Source organism: Streptomyces sp. 840.1, from assembly GCF_003751445.1.
In the GTDB taxonomy this organism is placed as follows: domain Bacteria; phylum Actinomycetota; class Actinomycetes; order Streptomycetales; family Streptomycetaceae; genus Streptomyces.
In genome coordinates, this window is the sequence record NZ_RJUU01000003.1 from 989303 (window position 1) to 1011563 (window position 22261).

Sequence of the window (22261 nt, forward strand, 5' to 3'; positions counted from 1 at the left end):
CTGTCTCCGGCACGGTGACGCCGCCTCGGCCGGGCTTCGAGGCGGCGTCCGGCCGCCCGCTACGACCTGGCCCGTGTCCCCGGCACGGGAAGGTAGCCCGTGCCGTGGAAGTACGTCAGGTAGCGGATCAGGATCTCGTCGGTGAGGGGTGTCCGGTGGATACCCACGGCTGCTGCGGCTCTGGCTGTCCGGCGGGAGTCGAAGCGGCGAAGGTCCTTGGCCTCTGGTTGGCTCCGCCCCTCGTCGCCGAGGAACAGTTGCGCGGCGTTGTCGGGCTGCGCGGCCACGCGGGCCTGCCACTGCGGCGCGGGTACGGTTCGCAGCTCGTGCCCGAGCCGGGCGGCCGCTTCGAAGACGCGGTCCAGGCCCGGCGCGTCCGGGTTGGTGAGGTGGTACGTCTGTGCTCCGGCCGGCCCGGACAGGGCGAGGGCCACGACTGCGGCGCTGACGTAGTTGACGGGCACCCAGCCCGTCGAACCGTGGGGCAGGTCGGGCACCACTTCCGCCTGGAGGCAGCCCTTGATGAGCTGCCACAGCAGGTCGCGGTCCTGGCAGGCGCCGGTGGTGGTGTCGCCGCTGATCCGGCCGGGGCGGTGGATGGTCACCGGCAGGCCGCGTTCGCGGGCCAGGCCGACGAGTCCTTCCGCGACCCACTTGCTCTGTCCGTACCCGTCGGGCAGTTCGGGTGCGGGGCCCGTCGGCGTCGACTCGGTGATGGTGACGGGATCAGGGCCGGGCGCCGGGGCGTACACGCCGGTGGTCGAGATGTAGTGCATTCCGGGTGAGGCGGAGTCGGCGAGCAGCCGCAGCAGTTCTTCGGTGCCGGCCACGTTCGCGTCGCGCAGATCACCGTACGCGGCGGCGAAGTTGACTCTCGCGCCGTTGTGCAGAACGGTACCGAGGCGGCGGACCAGGGCGGTCCTGTCCTCGGGTGACAGGCCCAGACCCGGGGCGGCGAGATCGCCCGGGACAGCGTGGATCAGGTCCTCGTACCGGGGGCGCCACAGGCCGTAGCGCTCCAGGTTGGCGCGCAGCCGGTGGGCGGCGCTGTGGCTGTCCCGCGCCCTGACGAGGCAGTCGACGGGCCCGTCCGTCGTCTCGATGAGGTCGCGCAGCAGGAACGCGCCGAGGAAGCCGGAGGCGCCTGTCAGAAGGGGCCGGGCGGACGGACGCAGGGGCCGGCGCGGGGCGGGCAGCAGGGACGCGCCCTGCCGGCGGGCGCCCGAGATGTCCGTGGCCAGCCGGACCTCGGCGGCGAGGTCCGCCGTGACGGTCTCCGCCTGGTCCTCCTCCCCCGCCGCCTGCCCCAGCAGACGGTCGACACCTTCGACGGTGGGCGCGGCGAACAGGGCCCGCAGGGAGGGGCGCCGGCCGCATCGCTCACCGATCCGCCGGGCCAGGGTGACGGCGAGCAGGGAGTGGCCGCCCAGGGCGAAGAAGTCGTCCGTGACGCCCACCTCCGGCACGCCGAGTGTCTCCGCGAACACCTCGCACAGGGTGCGTTCGCGGGCGGTGCGCGGCGGGCGGCCGCCCGCCGGAGCGGCACGGTGGGGGGCGGGCAGTGCGCGCCGGTCGGTCTTCCCGTTCGGGGTGACGGGCAGGGCTGCGAGGCTGACGTGGGCGGCGGGGACCATGTGGTCGGGCAGGCTCGCCGCGAGGTGTGCGCGCACCTCGTCCTCGTCGGGGCCCGGCGTGCCGTCCGCGGGCACGGTGTAGACGACCAGGCGCCGGTCGCCGGGGCGGTCCTCACGGACGGCGGCGCAGGCCGCGGCCACAGCGGGCATCGCGGCCAGGACCGCCTCGATCTCGCCGAGTTCGATGCGGAAGCCGCGGAGTTTGACCTGGTCGTCGACCCGGGAGACGTAGACGAGCTCCCCCTTTGCCGTCCAGCGCGCCAGATCGCCCGTGCGGTACATGCGACCCCCGGCGCGGTCGAACGGGTCGGCCAGGAACCGGGAGGCGGTGAGCGCGGCGCGGCCGTGGTAGCCGCGGGCGACCCCCGCCCCGGAGACGTACAGCTCACCGGCCACGCCGGGCGGTACGGGTGCCAGCCGGTCGTCCAGGACGTGGACCACGGTGCCGTTGACCGGGGCTCCGATGGGCACCGTGCGGTCGGGCGCAAGCGGCCCGTCCGCGTGCTGGCGGCCGCTCATGGTGGCGCAGACGGTGGTCTCTGTGGGGCCGTAGGCGTTGACGAGGAAGCGGTCGCCCGCCCAGGCGTGTACCAGGGCGGGCGGGCACGCCTCGCCGGCGAGGACCATGGTGGTGCCGGCCGGGAGTGAGTCCGGCGGCATCACGGCGAGTGCGGCGGGTGGCAGGGTGAGGTGGGTGATGCCGCGCTCGCGGACCAGCGCCGCCAGCGTGGGGCCTGGCAGCAGTGCGTCGCGCTCGTCGATCTCCAGGCAGGCTCCGGAGAGCAGGCCCATGCACAGTTCCCAGAACGCGGCGTCGAAGCTGACGGACGCCATGTGCAGGACCCGGCTGCCCGGGGTGACGTTCAGCCGCTCGCTCTGGGTCTGTGCCATGGCGCCGACGCCCCGGTGCGTGACGACGACGCCCTTGGGCCGGCCGGTGGAACCGGAGGTGTAGATGACGTATGCGGGGTGTGCCGGTCGCGGGGCCGTGCCGGTGCGGGCGGTCGTCGGGGCGTGGTCGCCGAGCTGATCGGCGTACAGGTGCGGCACGGAGGCCGGGGGAAGGCGGCGGTGGATCGCGGGGGTGGTGAGGAGCAGGCGTGGGGCTGCGTCGTCGAGCATGTACGACAGGCGCTGGGCCGGGTAGTCGGGGTCGAGCGGCACGTAGGCAGCGCCGGTCCTGAGGACGGCGAGCAGGGCCACCACGAGGTGGTGGGTGCGGGGCAGGGCGACGGCGACGCGGTCCTCGGGGCCGATGCCCTGTGCGGCGAGGTGGTGGGCGAGGGTCTCGGCGCGGGCGTCGAGTTCGCCGTAGGTGAGGGTGGTCGTGGCGTCGCGGACGGCCGGGGCGTCGGGAGTGCGCCGGACCCACTGCTCGAAGAGCGCGGGAACCGTCGACCCGGTGTGGTGCTCGACGGGCCCGGTCCCCCAGTCGGTGAGGCGGGTGCGCTCGGCGGCGGTGAGCACGTCGTAGGTGTGCAGGGAGCGTTCGGGGTCCGCGGTGACGGTGTCGAGCAGCAGGACGAGCCGGTCGGCGATGCCGCGGACCGTCGCCTCGTCGAAGAGTTCCGTCGCGTAGTCGACCGCTGCCCGCATGCCGTCCGGGGCGCCGCTGTCGTCGTACGTCTCGGTGAAGGTGAACGACAGGTCGAACTTGCTGACCCCGGCGACGACCGGTACGCCGCTCACGGTCAGGTCCGGCAGGTCGATCGCGGCAGCGGGCGCGTGGTTCTGCAGGACGAGCATGGTCTGGAAGAGGGGGTGGTGGCTCTGTGAACGCGTGGGGTTGAGCAGTTCGACCAGTCGCTCGAAGGGGACGTCCTGATGCGCGTACGCGGAGAGGTTGGAGTCCTTCACGCGGTCGAGCAGTTCGAGGAACGTCGGGTCGCCTGTCAGGTCCGTGCGCAGCACGAGGGTGTTCACGAAGAGTCCGACGAGGTCGGAGGCGGCTTCGTCGGTGCGTCCGGCGACTGCCGTGCCCAGCGGGATGTCGTCGCCGGCGCCGTGCCGGGACAGGACGGTCGACAGGGCGGCCTGGAGGACCATGAAGGCGCTGCATCCGCTGGTCCGGGCGAGTTCCGCGATCCGCCTGGAGGTGGTGGCGGTGACGGCGAAGTCGTAGGTGGCTCCGGTGTGCCGGGGTACGGCCGGGCGCGACCGGTCCCACGGCAGCTCGACCATCTCCGGAAGGCCGTCCAGTGCGGCTTTCCAGTAGTCCAGTTGGCGCGATACGAGACTGTCCGGGTCGTGCTCGTCGCCGAGGAGGCGGCGCTGCCAGAGGGTGTGGTCGGCGTAGTCGACAGGCAGTGCGGGCCGTGCGGGTTCCTCTGCGCGGAGCCGGGCCCGGTAGGCGGCGCCCAGGTCGTGGACGAGAGGCGCGAGGGAGGATCCGTCGGCGGCGATGTGGTGGATCACGAGCACCAGGACGTGGGCGTCGTCGGCCAGGCGCAACAGGGTCGCCTGGAGCGGGAGGCGGTGCTCGATGTCGATCGGCTCTGCCGCGGCGGCTCTGATCCGGTGGTGGATCTTGTCCTCGTCGATCGTCTCCGATGCGAACGGGAGTCTGACGTCGTCCGGGGCGGTGATGTGCTGGTGCGGTCCGGTGTCGCCTTCGGGGAAGACCGTGCGCAGGGCGGCGTGCCGGCAGACGACGTCGTGCAGGGCCAGGCGCAGGGCCTCCGTGTCGAGAGGTCCGTCGATGCGTACGGCGAAGGGGATGTTGTACGTGGAGGAGGGGCCTTCGAGCCGGTGGAGGAACCACAGGCGCTGCTGGGCGTACGACAGCGGAATCGTGGCGGGACGTTCCTGCGGGGTGAGGGCGGGGCGGGGCGGGTGGCCCGATTCCGCCAGGGCGGTGGCGAGTGCGGCGACGGTGGGGTTCTCGAAGAGGGTGCGGATCTCGGTCTCGGTGTCGAGGGCGGCGCGGACACGGCCCACGAGTCGGGTGGCGAGCAGGGAGTGGCCGCCCAGGGCGAAGAAGCTGTCGTCGATGCCGACGCGCTCCACGCCGAGCACGTCGGCGAAGAGGCCGGCGAGGATCTCCTCCATGGCGCTGCGCGGCGGCCGGCCCTGCGCGGCGGGCGGGCCGTCAGGCCTGGGCAGGGCGGCCCGGTCGAGCTTGCCGTTGGGGGTCAGCGGCAGCGTGCCGACCGGCTGGATGACGGAGGGGACCAGGTAGGCGGGCAGGTGGTGTCCGACGTGCGCGGCGAGCCGGTCCGGGTCCGGGGCGGGCTGTCCGGGTGCGGGGACGACGTAGGCGGTGAGGGTGCGGTCGCCGGGCAGGTCCTCGCGGACCAGGACGCAGGCGGCCAGCACCGACGGATCGGTACGGAGCACCGTCTCGATCTCGGCGGGCTCGATGCGGTGGCCGCGGAGTTTGATCTGCTGGTCGGACCTGGCCACGTAGTGCAGGAGGCCGTCGGCGTCCCGGCGTACGAGGTCGCCGGTGCGGTACATGCGCTCCCCGGCTTCGGAGAACGGGTCGGCGACGAATCGGGTGGCGGTGAGGCCGGGCCGCCCCAGGTAGCCGCGCGCCACTCCGGCGCCCGCGATGTACAGCTCGCCCTCGGCGCCGGTCGGTACGGGTCGCATCGCCGGGTCCAGGACGTGGGCGCGCACGCCGTCGAGCGGCCGGCCGATCGGGGCGGCGCCGGTGGGCGCGTCGCCGGGGCGGACGCGGTGGACGGTGGCGAAGGTGGTCGTCTCGGTGGGGCCGTAGACGTGCAGGACGGTGGTGCCGGGGTGGGCGGCGGCGACGCGTTGCAGCACGCCGGGTGCGGCGCCCTCGCCTCCGGTGGCCACCGTACGCAGCAGGCCGAGGGCGCCCGGATCCGCTTCCGCGAGGACGTTGAACAGGGCCGTCGTCAGGAACGCCGACGTCAGGCCGTGCCGGGTGACGAGGTCCCTGAGCACGGCGGGCTGGAGCGTGCCTTCGGGTGCCACGACGACGCGGCCCCCGTTGAGGAGCGGGGCCCAGATCTCGAAGGTGGAGGCGTCGAAGACGTACGCCGAGTGCAGCAGGACGGCGTCGGCCGCGCCGTCCTGCCAGGCCCGGTGCGAGGCGAGGGCGGTCACGTCGGCGTGGGTGACGCCGACGCCCTTGGGCAGACCGGTGGAGCCGGAGGTGAACATCACGTACGCGAGCCGGGTGCCGCCCGTGACCGCGAGGAGGGCGCCCGGCCCGGCCGGGTCCCCTTGCCTGACGCGGCCGGCGCCATCGACGCTCAGCACGGCTGTGTCCGGGCCGAGTTCTCGTACCCAGGGGTGCGTGCGAGTGCTCTCGTCGACGATCAGGACACGCACGGCGGCCACCTCCACGACCCTGCGGAGCCGTTCCACCGGCCAGCGTGGGTCGAGGGGCACGTAGGCGGCGCCCGCGCGCAGGGCGGCCAGGGAGGCGGTGACGGTGGCGGCCGAGCGGGCAACGAGGATGCCGACGCCGTCCTCCGCGCCGGTCCCGGCTGCTGTCAGGGCGCCGGCGAGACCGTCCGAGAGGTCACAGAGCTGCCGGTAGGTGAGCTGCTCGCCCGCGCCGGACACGGCCACCGCGTCCGGGTGCCGGGCGGCGTGCCTCGCCACGGCGTCCGGGATGCTCATGTCCGGCGCTTCGGAGGCCAGTTCGGCTCCGCGCCCCTGGGAGAGCAGTGTCTCGCGCTCACCGTCCAGGAGGACGGGCACGGCGTCGGCGGGGCGGTCGAGCCCTTGCGCCATCACCGTCAGCAGGCGCCGCATCCGGGCGACCGTCCGGGCGACGTAGTCGTGGTCCAGGACAGCGGCCCGGTAACCGAAGGTGATCCTCAGGGTGTCGCCCGGGGCGATGGTGAGGGTGAGCGGGTAGTGAGCGGCGTCCGTACCGCTGAACCCGGTGACGGCCAGTCCGGGCAGTCCCCGTTGTGCGGTGCGCAGGGCCTCGTCGTCCATCGGGTAGTTCTCGAACACGGCCAGGGTGTCGAAGAGTTCGTCCAGTGCGGTGACGCCCCGGATCTCACTCAGGCCCACGTGCTGGCTGTCGAGGAGCCGGCCCTGTTCCTCCTGGAGCCGGGTCAGGAGCGCGGCCAGCGTTTCGCCGGGCTCGGGGCGGAGCCGTACCGGCACGGTGTTGATGAACAGGCCGATCATCGACTCGATGCCGGGGATCTCCGGCGGCCGGCCGGACACGGTGGCGCCGAACACGACGTCGGGGCGTCCCGTGAGGTGCCCGAGCAGCAGGCCCCAGGCGCCCTGCACAAGGGTGTTGAGGGTGAGGCGGTGGGCGCGGGCAGTCTCGCGGAGCCGGGTCGTCGTGGCCGCGTCCAGGTCGAGCACAAGCGTTTCGGGCAGCTCGGCGGAGTCCGGCGCGCCCGCGCGGCCGGGTCCGGCGATCAGGGTCGGCGCCTCGATCCCGGCCAGGGCGGTGGACCAGGCGTCCAGCGCGGCCGCGCGGTCCTGCCGGGCGAGCCAGCCGAGGTAGGTGCGGTAAGGGGTGACGCGCGGCAGGGTGCTGTCGTCGCCCCCGGTCGCGTACAGCTCGAAGAGCTCCCGCACGAGCAGGGGCATCGACCAGCCGTCGAGAAGGATGTGATGGCTCGTCATGACGAGGCGGTGGCGCTGCGGCGCGGTGCGTACCAGCGTGAACCGCAGCAGGGGCGGGGTGGTCAGGTCGAAGCGGCGGGTGCGGTCGGCGGCGAGGAACGCGGCGAGGCGTTCCTCGGTCGGGCCCGTGGAGTGCGTGCCGGTCAGGTCGAGCTCCTCCAGCGGCACCGGCACCTCGGCGGCTACGGCCTGCACGGGCTCGTCGAGGCCCTCGTGGAGGAATCCGACCCGCAGGTTGGCGTGCCTGCGCAGCAGGCTGCCGATGGCGGCGCGCAGTGCGGGGACGCCGACGGGGCCTTCGATGTCGAAGACGAACTGCGCGGTGTAGACGTCCACGGCGTGGGAGTCGTACAGGGCGTGGAAGTGCATGCCTGCCTGAAGCGGCGTCAGCGGTAGTACGTCTTCCAGCTGGAAACCGGTCACTTGCGTCCACCCCACTTGTTCTGCATTCGGTCGATCTGGGCCTGGTTGAGCGACACCAGGGGAAGGTCGGACGGCGTGTAGCCGCCCGCGTCGGGCCGTTCGGCGTGGTCGGCGATGGCACGCAGCGCCCGCGTGAACGCATCGGTCAGCGCCCCCACGTCCTCCTCCTTGAGGAGGTCGCTGGGCCAGGTCCAGCGGGTCACGAGTCGCGGGCCGTCCGGCAGGTCCTCGGTGTGCGCGTTGATGTCGAGGACGTGGTGCACGGGCATGTCCGGGTCCTGGCTGCGTGGCCCGCCGCCGTCGAGCAGTACGTCCCAGTCGGCGCCCGTCCCGCCGTCCGGTGTGCCGTGTGAAGCGGCATACCGGCCCAGGTAGTTGAAGCCGATCTGGGGGGCGGCCGCAGAGCCCAGCCGGGGGCGGGTCGCCGGGTTGAGGTGGCGCAGCATTCCGTGGCCGACGCCGTGGTCGGGCACGGCCCGTAGCTGTTCCTTGACGCGTTTGACCGCGCGTTCGACCAGCGCGGCGCCGAAGCCTCCTGGTCCGCGGGCGTCGACGGGCCCGGGGTCGAGCCGGACGGGGTAGAGGCTGGTGAACCAGCCGACGGTGCGGGAGAGGTCGATGTGGTCGGCGATCTGCTCGCGGCCGTGGCTCTCCAGGTCGATGAGGACGCCGGTGCCGGTGGGCCGGGTTGCGCCGGGGACCGCGTCCCGTTCCGCCCGCCAGGTGCGGACGGCGAGGGCGAGGCCCGTGAGCAGGATGTCGTCCACACCCGCGTGGAAGGCGCCGGGGGCGGTGGTGAGCAGCGACTGTGTCCAGGTGGCGGGTAGGTGGGTGACGAGGGTGCGGGTGCCGTCGGCGGTGTCCAGGTGGGGGTCGAGGGGCCGGTATCCCAGTTGGGGGTCCGGGGTGTTCAGTACGTCCTGCCAGAGGGGCAGTTCGGCTTCCCGCTCGGTGCTCCGGGACTGGGACGCGAGGAGGTGTGCCCAGCTTCGGTAGGACGTGGTGACCGCGGGCAGTGCGGTGGCGGGGCTCTCTCCCGCGGTGCCGGTTTCGGTGACGGCCTGCCACGCGCGGGCCAGGTCCGCGGCGAGGATGCGCCAGGAGACGGCATCGACGGCCAGGTGGTGCACGACGAGCAGCAGGCGCCCCTGGGCGTGCGGTCCGGCGTCGCACCAGACGGCTTCGACCACGTTCCCTTCGGCGGGGCGCAGCCGTCTGCGTACCTGTTCGCCGGCCGCCGTGGTGGCGGCGCGGGCGGCTTCGGCGTCGAGGCCCTCGATGCCGACGCGGGTGAAGCGGCGGCGGGCCGGGACGGCACCGGGCGGCAGTGCTTCGAGGACGGGTTCGCCGCCGGCCGGGCGGGTGAGGCGCAGGCGGAGCATGTCGTGGTGGTCGATGAGGAGTTGGAGGGCGGCGACGAGCGTGTCCTCCTCGGCTCCCGCGGGCGTGCTCAGCACTCCGGACTGGTTGTAGCCGTCCGTGCTGCCCGGCCGCTCCAGGAGCCAGGCGGCGATGGGCGTCGGCGGCATCTCGCCGGTGCCCTGGTCGGCCTGCGCGGTGGTGTCCTGGTCGAGCGCGGTGGCGGCGGCCGCGATGGCCTCGGGGGTGCGGTGGACGAAGACGTCGCGGGGTGTGACCCCGAACCCCGCCTCCCGGACCCGGCTGACGAGCTGGATCGAGAGGATGCTGTCGCCGCCGAGCGCGAAGAAGTCGTCGTCCGTGCGGACGGCCGGGGCGCGCAGGACGGAGGCGAAGACGTCGCACAGGACGCGTTCCCGTGCGGTGCGCGGCTGCCCGCCCGGCCGGGTGGCGGTGGGGCGTTCCGGGGCGGGCAGGGCCCTGCGGTCGGTCTTGCCGTTCGGCAGGAGCGGCAGCGCGTCGAGGGCGACGAAGACGGCGGGCACCATGTAGGGGGGCAGGGCCGAGGTGAGCCGGGTCCGCAGTTCGCTGTCCGTGGGGCGCGCGCTGTCACCGCGCCGGTCGGGAACGGTGTAGGCGACCAGGCGCCGCTCCCCCGGCCGGTCCTCGCGGACGAGGGCGCAGGCGGCGGCGATGCCGTCGAGCCGGGTGAGCGTGGCCTCGATCTCGCCGAGTTCGATGCGGAAGCCGTGCAGCTTGACCTGGTGATCGGCGCGCGAGACGTAGGTGAGCAGGCCGTCGGCGTCCCGTTTGACGAGGTCTCCCGTGCGGTACATACGGCTGCCGGCGGGGCCGTAGGGATCGGCGACGAACCGGGTGGCGGTCAGCCCCGGGCGGCCCAGGTAGCCGCGGGCGAGACCGTCACCGGCGATGTGGAGCTCTCCGGTGACACCCGGCGGCACGGGCCGGAGCCCGGCGTCCAGGACGTAGGCGCGGGTGTTGTCGACGGGGCGGCCGATCGGCACGCCCGCCTCCCCCGCCGTGGTGGTCTGCTCCCCGTTCCGGTGCTGGTGGGCGGTGGCGTCGATGGTGGTCTCTGTGGGTCCGTACAGGTTGTGGACCTCGACCCGCCAGGCCTGTCCGGCGCGCTCGGCCAGGGACGTGGGCAGGGGTTCGCCTCCGCACAGGACGGCCCGCAGCGTCGCGGGCGCCTCCTCCGGGCCGGTCTCGGTGAGGACGACCGAGAGGTGCGAGGGCACGAACTGCGCGAGGGTCACCCCGGCGTCACGCATGCCGGCGAGCAGTGCGGAGGGGTCGTGGTTGGCGGCGGGCGGCACGGGGCAGGTGGTGCCGCCGTGGAGCAGCGGCAGCCAGGTCTCCCAGACCGAGGCGTCGAAGCTCGGGGAGGTGCGTGCCAGGACCCGGTCGTCGTCGGTGAGCGCGAGGTGGCCGGCCATCCAGGCCATGTGGTTGGTCAGGGACGCGTGCGTGACGACGACGCCCTTGGGGCGGCCGGTGGAGCCCGAGGTGTAGATGACGTATGCCGCGTCGAGCGGGGCCGGTCCGGCGCCGGCCGGTGCCCCGCGCCCCGTGGTCCAGGCCGACCGGTCGTCCAGCGCGAGGCAGGGGAGGGACGCGGCGTACCGCGCGGCGCGTGTGGTGCCGTGGGTGAGGAGCAGCGCCGGGCGGGCGTCGTCGAGCATGTAGGTGATCCGCGCCTGCGGGTACTCCAGGTCGACCGGCAGGTAGGCGGCTCCGGCCTTCGCCACCGCCAGCATGGCGACGGCCTGGTCGGCTGTGCCTTCCAGAGCGAGGGCGACGAGGTCGCCGCGGCCGATGCCCCGGTCGTGCAGATGGTGTGCCAAGTCGTCCGAGAGGGAGTCCAGTTCGCTGAAGGAGAGCCGGTGCGCGCCGCCCCGCACGGCGATCGCCGCAGGGGTTCTGGCGGACTGCCGGCGGAACGCCTCGGGTGCGGTGCGCGCGGTCAGGGGCCGGGCGGTGGCGTGTGCGGCCCGCTCCAGGCTCTGCCGCTCGGCCGTGTCCAGGACCTCGACCGTGTGGACGCGCCGTCCGGGGGCGGTGGCGAGTGCGGTGAGGAGGCGGGTCAGTCGTGCGGCCAGGGCGTGAGCGGTGGCGGGGACGAAGAGTTCGGTGGAGAACTCCAGGATGCCGTCGAGTCCTGCGGGGCGGCCCTCGCCGTCGCGCGTCTCGGTGAAGGTGAAGGTCAGGTCGAATTTGCTGATGCCGGTGTGCACAGGCTGCCCGGTCACCGTGAGACCGGGCAGGTCGACGGTGGTGTCCGCCTGGTTCTGGAGGACGAGCATGGTCTGGAACAGCGGGTGGTGGTTCTGGGCCCGCACCGGGCTGAGGGCATCCACCAGCCGTTCGAACGGCACGTCCTGATGGGCGTAGGCGGCGAGGTCGAACTCCCGCACCCTGTCGATGACTTCGGCGAAGGTGGGGTCTCCGGACAGATCGGTGCGCAGGACGAGGGTGTTGACGAAGAAGCCCACCAGATCGTCGAGGGCCTCGTCGGTGCGTCCGGCGACGGCGGTGCCGAGCGGGATGTCCTCACCGGCGCCGTGCCGGGAGAGCAGAACGGACAGCGCGGCCTGGAGCACCATGAAGAGGCTGCTTCCGCGGGACCGGGCCAGTTCCGCGAGGGCCCGGTGGGTGTCCGCGTCGACGGGAAAGGCGAACGCGTCTCCGTCGTACGCCGTGACAGCGGGGCGCGGCCGGTCGCACGGCAGGTCGAGCAGGTCGGGGGCTCCGGCGAGTGCCGTGCGCCAGAAGTCCAGCTGGCGGGCGGCCTGGCTCGACGGGTCGTCCTCCGCGCCGAGCAGCGCACGCTGCCACAGGGTGTAGTCGGCGTACTGGACGCCGAGTTCCGTCCAGGCCGGCTCCTCGCCCTCGGCCCGCGCCCGGTAGGCGGCGCCCAGATCGCGGGCGAGCGGGGCGAGGGACCAGCCGTCGCCCGCGATGTGGTGGACGAGCAGCACCAGGACGTGGGATTCGGCGGCGAGCCGCAGCAGTCGTGCCCGCACGGGCAGTTGGGTTCCGACGTCGAAGGTGTGCGCGACCTCCACGGTCAATACCTCGTCCAGACGGGCGGGGTCGGTGTCGCGGGGACTGAGGTCGAGGTCGGCTCCACTGGCGTCGAGGACCAGCTGACGCGCCACCCCGTCGGTCTCGGGAAAGACGGTGCGCAGGCTTTCGTGGCGTTCGACGACGTCCGCGAGGGCGCTCTCCAGGGCCTCCGCGTCGAGCGGGCCGTCCAGGCGCAGCACGAGCGGCACGTTGTACGTGGCGCTCGGCCCCTCGAACCGGTTGAGGAACCACAGGCGCTGCTGGGCGAAGGACAGCGGCAGCGGATCGGGGCGGTGCGGAGCACGCTCCAGCCGGTTCCTGGCCTTTTCCGCGCCGTCCAGTGTGGCCGCGAGCGCGGCCGGCGTGGGGTGCTCGAAGACGGTCTTGACCTGGACCTCGACGGCGAGCGCGGTGCGGATGCGTGCGGCCAGCCGGGTGGCGAGCAGGGAGTGACCGCCCAGGGCGAAGAAGTCGTCGTCGGCGCCCGCCCCTTCGAGGCCGAGCACATCGGCGAAGAGTCCGCAGAGGATCTCCTCGCGCGCGGTGCGGGGGGCGCGTCCGCGGGCCGGTGCGTGGTACGCGGGCTGCGGCAGGGCGCGTCGGTCCACCTTCCCGTTGACGGTCAGCGGCAGGGTCTCCAGCAGGACGAACGCGGAGGGCACCATGTAGGCGGGGAGGGACCGGCCGACGGCTCGGGCAAGTTCGGCGGGTTCGGGGCGCGCCCCGCCCGCGGGCACCACGTACGCGACGAGCCGCCGGTCGCCCGGGGTGTCCTCGCGGACGACGGCGAAGGAGTCCGCGACGCCCTCGCAGCAGGCCAGCACCCCCTCGATCTCACCGAGTTCGATGCGGTAGCCGCGCAGCTTCACCTGACTGTCGGCGCGGGTGACGTAGGCGATCTGCCCGTCGCGGGTCCACCGCACGAGGTCGCCGGTGCGGTACATGCGGCCGCCCGACGGGTCGAACGGATCGGCGACGAACCGGGTGGCGGTCAGTCCGGGGAGGCCGGTGTACCCGCGTGCCACGCCGCGTCCGGCGAGGTACAGCTCGCCCGTGACGCCCGGCGGGACCTGGCCCAGGGAGCCGTCGAGGACGTACAGCCGCATCCCGTCCAGGGCGCGCCCGATGGGTGGCGGGCCGGCCGGCAGGCCGGGCGCCACGTCGTAGCGGGTGGCGAAGGTGGTCGTCTCCGTGGGTCCGTACACGTGCAGGACGCGCGTACCGGCCGCGGTGCCCGCGACCCGCTGCATCGCGTCCGGTGAGGCCAGTTCTCCTCCGGCGCAGACGAGCCGGAGGCCGGTGAAGGCGCCCGGATCGGTCTCCGCGATCACGTTGAACAGGGCCGTCGTCATGAAGACCGCGGTGACCCCCTGCTCCTGCACGGCATCGCCGAGGGCGCGGGCCTCCAGGACGCCGTCCGGTGCGACGACGACCGTCCCTCCGTGCAGCAGCGGGGCCCAGATCTCGAACGTCGAGGCGTCGAAGACGTACGCCGAGTGCATCAGGACGGCGTCGGCGGCGCCGCCCTGCCAGGCGGAGTCGGCCGTCAGCGCCACCACGTCGGCGTGCGTGACTCCGACGCCCTTGGGCAGACCTGTGGAGCCGGAGGTGAACATGACGTAGGCGAGGGCGCCGGGGCTCCGGACGGTTGCTGGGTGTCCCGGCTGCTCGGGCGCGCCGCGGAGGATCCGGCCGAGCCGGTCCACGACCACGACCGGGATCCGGCGCTCGGTCTCTGCCACCCAGGGGGAGGCGAGGGCGTCCTCGTCGACGACGAGGACCCGCACGTCGGCCACGTCGGCCACCTGTTCCAGCCGCTCCGCAGGCCAGCGCGCGTCCAGCGGGACGTACGCGCCGGCCGCGCGGACCGCGCCCAGCGACACCGTCACGACCGCCGGTGACCGGGAGAGCAGTACGCCGATCCCGGTCTCGGGGCGGACGCCCAGGCCGGCCAGTGCGCGGGCCAGCCCGGCGGAGGCCAGGTCGAGTTCGGCGTAGGTGAGGGCGCCGCCGTCGCCGGTGACGGCCACGGCATCAGGTGCGCGGTGCGCCTGGGCGGCGAAGAGCGCGGGCAGGGTGGCGTCCTCGGTGTGCGCGGGCAGGGCTCCGCCGGTGCCCCGGCGCGTGACGCGGGCGTGCTCGTCCGGTGTCATCAGGTCGTAGCCCGTCAGGGGCAGGGCGGGATCGGCGGCCACCTGCTCCAGGAGCCGGACCAGGCGGCCCGCGAGGGCCTGGACGGTGGATCGGTCGAAGAGGGCGGTGGCGTACTCGATCCCGGCGCTCAGGCCCCCGTCGTCGCGCTCCTCGTCGAAGGCGAAGGTGAGGTCGAACTTGCTGAGCCCGTTGTGGACGAGCCGGCTCCCGACGGTGAGACCCGGCAGGCCGGGCAGGGCGGTCTCCTGGTTCTGCAGGACCAGCATGGCCTGGAACAGCGGGTGGTGGTTGCGCGCCCTGACGGGGTTGACGCTCTCGACGAGACGTTCGAAGGGCACGTCCTGGTGCGCGTACGCGGCGAGGTCGAATTCCCGCACTCGCAGCAGGAGTTCACGGAAGGTCGGATGGCCCGACAGGTCCGTGCGCAGGACCAGCGTGTTGACGAAGAACCCGACCAGCTCCTCCAGCGCCTCGTCCGTGCGGCCGGCGACGGGCGAGCCGAGCGGGATGTCGTCGCCCGCGCCGTGCCGGTGCAGCAGGGTGGCGACCGCCGCCTGGAGCACCATGAAGAGGCTGCTTCCCGACTCCCGTGCCAGGCGCAGGAGCCGGGCGTGGAGGGCGGGCGGTATGTCGAAGGTGTGGACGGCTCCTGCGGGGTCGGTGGTGACCGGGCGCGGCCGGTCCAGCGGGAGGTCGATGAGGCCGGGCAGGCCCGCGAGGGCGGTGTGCCAGTGGTCGAGTTGCTGCCGCAGGACACTCTCGGGCGCGAGACCGTCGCCCAGGGCGGCGTGCTGCCAGAGGGTGTAGTCGGCGTACTGGAGCGCGGTGCCGGCCACCGGTTCGGGCTCCCGGCCCGCGAGACGGGCCGCATAGGCCTCGCCGAGGTGCTGGGCGAGCGGGGCGAGGGACCAGCCGTCGCCCGCGATGTGGTGCAGGACGAGCACCAGGACGTGGTGGCCGGGCGCGGACCGCAGGAGGAGGGCGCGCAGCGGCGGGTCCGTGAGGACGTCGAACGGCTCGCGCACGGCGGCCAGGACGGCGGCCTCCAGATCTGCGGGGGCGGTGCTCACGACAGGCAGCGGGGGTGTGGCGGTCCCGGCGGGAAGAACCACCTGATGCGGTACGCCGTCGCGTTCGGGGAACAGGGTGCGCAGCGCCTCGTGCCGCTGCACGACATCACCGAGCGCGGCACGCAGGGCGTCGGTGTCCAGGGCCCCGTCGAGTTCGAGGACGAGCGGGATGTTGTAGGCGGAGCTGGGTCCTTCGAACCGGTTGAGGAACCACAGGCGCTGCTGGGCGTAGGACAGCGGCAGCGGATCGGGCCGCCGCGCCGCGGGGACGACGGGTGGGTGGGCCCGGCTCCGGGTGTCCAGGACGCGGGCCAGGCCCGCGGCGGTCGGGTGCTCGAAGAGGGTGCGTACGGCGATCTCGGCACCGAGGACGGCGCGGATGCGGCTGACGACGCGCATGGCGAGGAGCGAATGCCCGCCCAGCTCGAAGAAGCTGTCGTGCGAACCCACCGTAGGCCGTCGCAGGACGTCGGCGAAGATACCGGCGAGCAGGCCTTCCTGGAGGGTGTGCCGCCCCGTTCCGTCGCTGTTGTCCGAGCCCCGCGGGGGCTCGGGAAGGGCGCGCCGGTCCACCTTGCCGTTGGGCAGGAGCGGGAGGTCGTCCAGGATGACGACGGCGCCGGGCACCATGTAGTGCGGCAGGTTCTCGGCGAGGGCGTCGCGCAGGGTGACGGGGCGCTGGGCCGGGTCGCCGGTGACGGCGTAGGCGACGAGGCGGCGCACGCCCGGGGTGTCCTCACGGATCACGGCGCAGGCGGCGGTGACGGTGGGCATCGCCAGCAGTGCGGCCTCGACCTCGCCGAGCTCGATGCGGAAGCCCCGCAGTTTGACCTGGTCGTCGGCGCGTGCGACGTAGTCGAGCAGACCTTGGTGGTTCCAGCGCACGAGGTCGCCCGTCCGGTACATCCGCGCGCCCGCTCCGTCGAACGGGTCGGCGACGAACCGCGCGGCGGTCAGGCCGGGGCGGTCGAGGTAGCCGCGGGCGAGGTTGGGACCCGAGAGGTACAGCTCACCGGTGACACCCGGCGCGACGGGCCGCAGCCGGCCGTCGAGGACGTAGACACGCATGGTGTCGACGGGGCGGCCGATCGGCACGGTCTCGTACGGTGTGCCGGACGCCGAGTGCCCGCCGTCTCCCGGCACGTCGATCCGGTGGGCGGTGGCGTCGATGGTGGCCTCGGTCGGCCCGTAGAGGTTGTGCACGTCGGCCCGCCACAGCTCGGCGGCCTCGGCGGCGAGGGCACGCGGCAGTGGTTCGCCGCCGCACAGCACGGCGCGCAGGCCGGGCAGCGGCGCGGCGTGTGCCGCCTCGGTGAGCACGAGGGCCAGGTGGGAGGGGACGAACTGGGCGATTGTGACGTCGAATCGGCTCATCCAGGAGACCAGGGCACGGGGTTCGGTGTTGGCCCCGTCCGGCAGCAGGCAGACTTCGGCGCCGTTCATCAGCGGGAGCCAGAGCTCCCACACGGAGGCGTCGAAGCTGGAGGAGGTACGGGCGAGCACCCGGTCGTCCGGAGTGATCGCCAGGTGCCCCGCCATCCAGGCCATGTGGTTGGCCAGTGCGGCGTGCGGGACGACCACGCCCTTCGGGCGGCCGGTGGAGCCGGAGGTGTAGATGACGTACGCGGGGTCCGCCGGGTGGGGTGTGTCCAGGGTGTGCCCGGCACGCGCCGTGGCCGGGGTGTCGAGGGCGAGCCACGGTACGTCGCAGTCGGGCAGTTCCGCGTGGACGTCCGCGGTGCCGAGCAGCAGGACGGGGCGGGCGTCCGCCAGCATGTGGCGGATGCGGGCGGCCGGGTACTGCGGGTCGACCGGCAGGTAGGCGGCGCCGGCCCGCAGCACGGCCAGCATGGCGACGACGGTGTCCACGGAGGGCGGCGCCGCGATGGCCACCCTGGTCTCACGGCCCGCGCCGCGCTCCCGCAGGAGGTGGGCGAGGTTGTCGGCGCGTGCGTCGAGCTCGGCGTAGGTCAGGCTGGTGTGCGCGTCGCGCACGGCGACGGCGCCGGGTTCGCGCGCGGCCCGTTCCCGGATCGCTTCGGAGACGGTACGGGAGGTCAGCGGCCGCTCCGTTCCGCGTCCCTGCGCCAGGAGGCGGTCCCGCTCGGCCGGGGTGAGCGGGTCCAGGTCGCTGATGGGCCGGTCCGGCTCGGCCACGGCCAGGGTGAGGACGTGGGCGAAGCGGGCACACAGGGCGCGAGCGGTGGCGGCGTCGAAGAGGTCGGTCGCGAACTCCAGGTAGCCGCGGATGCCTCCGCCGACGTCTGCGGCACCGGGCAGGGTGCCCGTGGCGCTCCGCGTCGGGTCGGCCTGTCCGCCAACTCCGGCGGGTCTGGTGGCCCCGGCGGATCTCGTGCTCCCGGCTACTTCGGCAGGTCCCGGCACTTCGGTGAGCGAGAACGTCAGGTCGAACTTGCTGCCCCCGCGGTGCCGCGACCGGTCGTGGACGGTGACGCCCGGCAGTTCGAGGCTCGTGCGCTCCTGGTTCTGAAGGACCAGCATGGTCTGGAAGAGGGGGTGGTGGTCGCCGGACCGCTCGGGGTTGACGGCCTCCACGATCCGCTCGAAGGGGATGTCGCCGTGGCTGAGCGCGGCGATGTCGAACTCCTTGACCCTGTCGAGCAGTTGCCGGAACTTCGGGTCGCCGGACAGGTCCGCGCGCAGGACGACGGTGTTGACGAAGAACCCGACCAGGTCGTCCAGGGCCTCGTCGGTGCGTCCGGCCACAGCGGTGCCCAGCGGGATGTCGGAACCGGCGCCGTGGGCCTGGAGCGTCACGGCGAGGGCTGCCTGGAGCACCATGAAGGGCGTGCAGCCGACGGCGCGGGCGAGCCGGGTGAGGCCGGCGTGCGCGGCGGCGGGCAGTTCGAAGGGGACGGCGTCGCCCCGATGGCTGGGCACGGCCGGGCGGGGCCGGTCGAGGGGCAGGTCCAGCAGGTCGGGGGCGCCGTGCAGCGCCTCCTTCCAGAAGCCGGTTTGTCGGGCACCCAGGCTGTCCGGGTCGCTGTCGTCGCCGAGCAGCCGACGCTGCCAGAGCGCGTAGTCGGCGTACTGCACGCGCAGGGGAGCCCAGTCGGGGGCGCCCGTGCCCTCGATCCTGGCGCGGTAGGCGGCTGCGAGGTCGCGGCTGAGCGGGGCGAGGGACCAGCCGTCCGCGACGACGTGGTGCAGGACGAGGACGAGGACGTGGCGGTCGGGTCCCGGGCGGAGCAGATGGGCACGGACCGCGGTGTCTCCCGCGAGGTCGAAGGGCGCGGTGGTCAGGTGACGCACCGTCTCCTCGGCCCAGGTGCCCGCGTCGTCCCCGGCCCGCGGCTGTTCGACGACGAGGGGAACGAGCGAGGCGGCGGCGTCCGCGTCCAGGACTTCCTGGCGGGCGACGCCGTCGTGCTCGGCGAAGACCGTGCGCAGGCTCTCGTGCCGGGCGACCACGTCGGCGAGGGCGCCGCGCAGGGCGTCCGCGTCCAGGGGGCCGTCCAGTTCGAGGACGAGGGGGACGTTGTAGCTGCTGTCGGGGCCCTCCGACCGGTTGAGGAACCAGAGGCGCTGCTGCGCGAAGGACAGCGGCACCGCTTCTGGCCGAGGCTGCGGGGAGAGGACGGGCCGGGTCGCGCCGGTGGTGTCCAGGGCCGCGGCGAGGGAAGCGACAGTGGGGTGGTCGAAGAGGGTGCCCAGGCCCAGTTCTGCGTCCAGGGCCGTCCGCACCCGGCCGATGAGGCGGGTGGCGAGCAGTGAGTGGCCGCCCAGGGAGAAGAAGTTGTCGTCGGTCCCGACCGCCGCCACGCCGAGGACGTCGGCGAAGAGACCGGCCAGGACCTCCTCGTAGGGGGTGCGCGGGGCGCGGCCCCCGGACGTGACGGCGCGGGGTGCGGGCAGGGCGCGCCGGTCGACCTTGCCGTTGGGGTTCAGGGGCAGCGCGTCCAGCGTCACGAAGGCGGAGGGCACCATGTACGCGGGCAGTGCGCGGGCTGCTCTGCGGGCCAGGGCGGATGCGTCCGGCCGGGCACCGGGAGCCGGTACGACATAGGCGACGAGCCGGCGGTCGCCCGGCATGTCCTCACGGACCACGACGCAGGCGCCCCGCACGTCCGGGGCGGCCAGCAGGACGTTCTCGGTCTCGGCCGGCTCGATGCGGAACCCTCGGAGTTTGATCTGGCCGTCCGCACGCCCGACGTACTCGATGTCGCCGCGAGCGGTCCAGCGCACGAGGTCGCCCGTGCGGTACATCCGGCGGCCCGACGCGTCGTACGGGTCGGCGACGAAGCGGGTGGCCGTCAGCGCGGGGTTGCCCTGGTAGCCGCGGGCGACGCCGTGGCCGCCGACGTACAGCTCCCCCACGACGCCGGGCGGCACCATGGCGAGGGTGTCGTCCAGGACGTACAGGCGCATCCCGTCCAGGGCCCGGCCGATGGGCGGCACGCCCGTGGTTCCGGGGACGACCGGATGGCGGGTGGCGAAGGTCGTGGTCTCCGTGGGGCCGTAGACGTGCAGGACGCGGGTGCCGGGCGTCGCGGCGGCCACCCGCTGCATCAGTTCCGGCGTGGCCGCCTCACCGCCGGCGGCGACCATGCGGAGCCCGGCGAAGGCGGCCGGGTCCGCCTCGGCCATCACGTTGAACAGGGCCGTCGTCAGGAACAGCGCGGTGACGCCGTGCCGCTCGACCGTGTCGTGGAGGACCCGTGCCTCCAGGACGCCGGCGGGCGCGACGACCACGCGGCCGCCGTTGAGGAGCGGCGCCCAGATCTCGAAGGTGGCGGCGTCGAAGACGTACGCCGAGTGCATCAGCACCGCGTCGGACACGCCGCCCGTCCAGGTGCTGTCGGCGGCCAGAGCGAGGACGTCGGCGTGGGTGACGCCGACGCCCTTGGGGAGTCCGGTGGACCCGGAGGTGAACATCACGTAGGCGAGCCGGTCACCGCGGATCACGCGCGGCAGCGGGCCCGGCCGCGGCGGCGGGCCACGCAGGACACCGCCGAGCGGGTCGAGGACGATCACGGGCAGGCCCGCGGCTGTCTGCTCGCACACCCAGGGCTGCCGGGCAGTCGCCTCGTCGGTCACCAGGGCGCGTACGCGGGCCGCTTGCCCGACGCGGTCGAGCCGTTCGCCGGGCCAGGCCGCGTCCATCGGTACGTACGCCGCTCCGGCGCGGACCGCGCCGAGCGTGGCGGACAGCACGGCCGCCGAGCGGCCGACGAGCACGCCGACGCCGTCCTCGGCCCCGATGCCCCAGCCGGCCAGGGCACCCGCGAGGTCCTCCGCCGCTCCGGCCAGCTCCTGGTACGAGAGCGTGACGGCGCCGTCCACCACGGCCGGGGCGTCGGGCGTCCGGCGTGCCTGCGCACCGAACGCCTCCGGCAGGCCCGATGCCACGGTCTCCGCCGGGATGGCGGCACCACACCCTTGTACGCGCAGGGCCTCGGTGGCGGTCTCGTCGAGGAACGGCAGGTCGCGCAGCGGGAGGTCGTGGTCCGCGTCCGCGAGAGCGGACAGGTAGGAGACGACGGCCTGCTGGAGCAGCCGCACGTCCTGCGGCCCGTAGAGCTCCGGGCTGGCGTCGAATCCGATCAACGGCCCTTTGTCATCGGCCCGTTCCGAGACGAAGAAGGACACGTCGTCGGCCGGTCCGACGGACAGCACGCGGGAGGCACCGGGGCTGCCGGCGAAGTCCATGTCGTAGTCGTAGCCCATGATGTTGACGACGAGACCGGTGAGGCGGGTCGCGTCGTCAGTCATGTTCAGCTCGCGCGCCAGCTGTTCGCGGGAAAACCGGCGGTGCCGCAGGGCGCCGCGCATCTCGGCGGCGACGGCGCGTACGAGAGAGCCGACCGTCATCTCGGGGGTGACGGTGAGGCGCAGCGGCAGGATGTTGGAGGTCATGCCGACGATATGGCGGAGTCCGCTGTGGCGGCCGTTGGAGGCGAGGCCCACGGTGATGTCCTGTGTCCCGGTGGCCCGGCCGATGTAGGCGGCGACCGCGCTCACGAGGACGGCGCTCCAGGTGGTGCGGTTGGCGGAGGCAATCGTGCGCAGGCGGTCGCGGACGGCGACGGGCAGCGCCTCGCCGGTGTGCAGCCGGACCTCCTCCGGTGCGTCGGGGGCGGCCGGTGGCGGAGCGTCGGTGCGCCGGCGGATGAGCGCGCGGCCGGTGTGCGCGCCCGCTGCGTCGCCCGGTCCGTGCGGGTCAGCAGGGCCGGGTGTGTCCGATGCGGTGCGGTCGGCGACCAGGTCCGCGAATCGGCCGGTCCAGTAGGCGCGGTCGGCCTCGTAGCGGTCCGATGCGCGGTAGGCCTCCTCGTCGGCGACGAGATCGCGCAGGGACGCGGCGGGCACCTCGGCCGTGTCGAGGTTCTCCCCCCGCACCGCGCGCCCGTAGAGATCGGCCACGGTGCGGGTGAAGACGGAGCCGCCGAGGCCGTCGACGGCTATGTGGTGGAACCTCACGTACCAGTAGTGCAGTCGGTCGCTGACGTGGAGCAGAGCGAAGTGGTGGGACGGGGCCTCGATCGTGTCGACGGTGGCCATGTCGTCGGCCAGGTAGCGTTCGACCGCGCCGGCGGGGTCGTCGGCGTCGGACAGGTCGACCCGGCGGAGCAGGCCGGCCCCGTCCGGGGAGCGGCGGACGACACGCTGGCGGACCGCGCCGTCCTCGGTGACGAACACGGTGTTGAGGCTGTCGCACAGCGCGGCGGCCCGGTCGAGCGCGGCGGCGAATAACACCTCGTCGAGGCCGCCCCGGACCTCGATGCATTCCCCGATGTTGTATTTCGGGCTCTGCGGATCGATCAGTTGCCCGTACCAGACCCCTTGTTGAGCCGCGGTCGTCCCGAACAAGTTTTCGGGAACAGAGCCCGAGGAGTCGGAGTTGTTTTCGCGCATGCCGGATCACACCTTTGGGGAGAGATTTTCACGGGGGACGAAGAGGGCGCGACAAAACCGCCCGCACCGGCGCATCACATTTAGCCG

General features: G+C 73.7%; 2 protein-coding genes. Both read right to left on the minus strand.

Annotation, left to right across the window (positions count from 1 at the left end; all coding sequences use genetic code 11):
* Nucleotides 1-59 precede the first annotated feature (59 nt).
* Entirely contained in the window at nt 60-7628 is a 7569-nt protein-coding gene (locus EDD93_RS36845; protein WP_123530913.1) for a non-ribosomal peptide synthetase, read from the minus strand.
* Entirely contained in the window at nt 7625-22174 is a 14550-nt protein-coding gene (locus EDD93_RS36850) for a non-ribosomal peptide synthetase (RefSeq protein ID WP_123530915.1), read from the minus strand. Before EDD93_RS36850 ends, EDD93_RS36845 begins: the two co-directional genes overlap by 4 nt.
* Between the last annotated feature and the right edge of the window lie 87 nt (nt 22175-22261).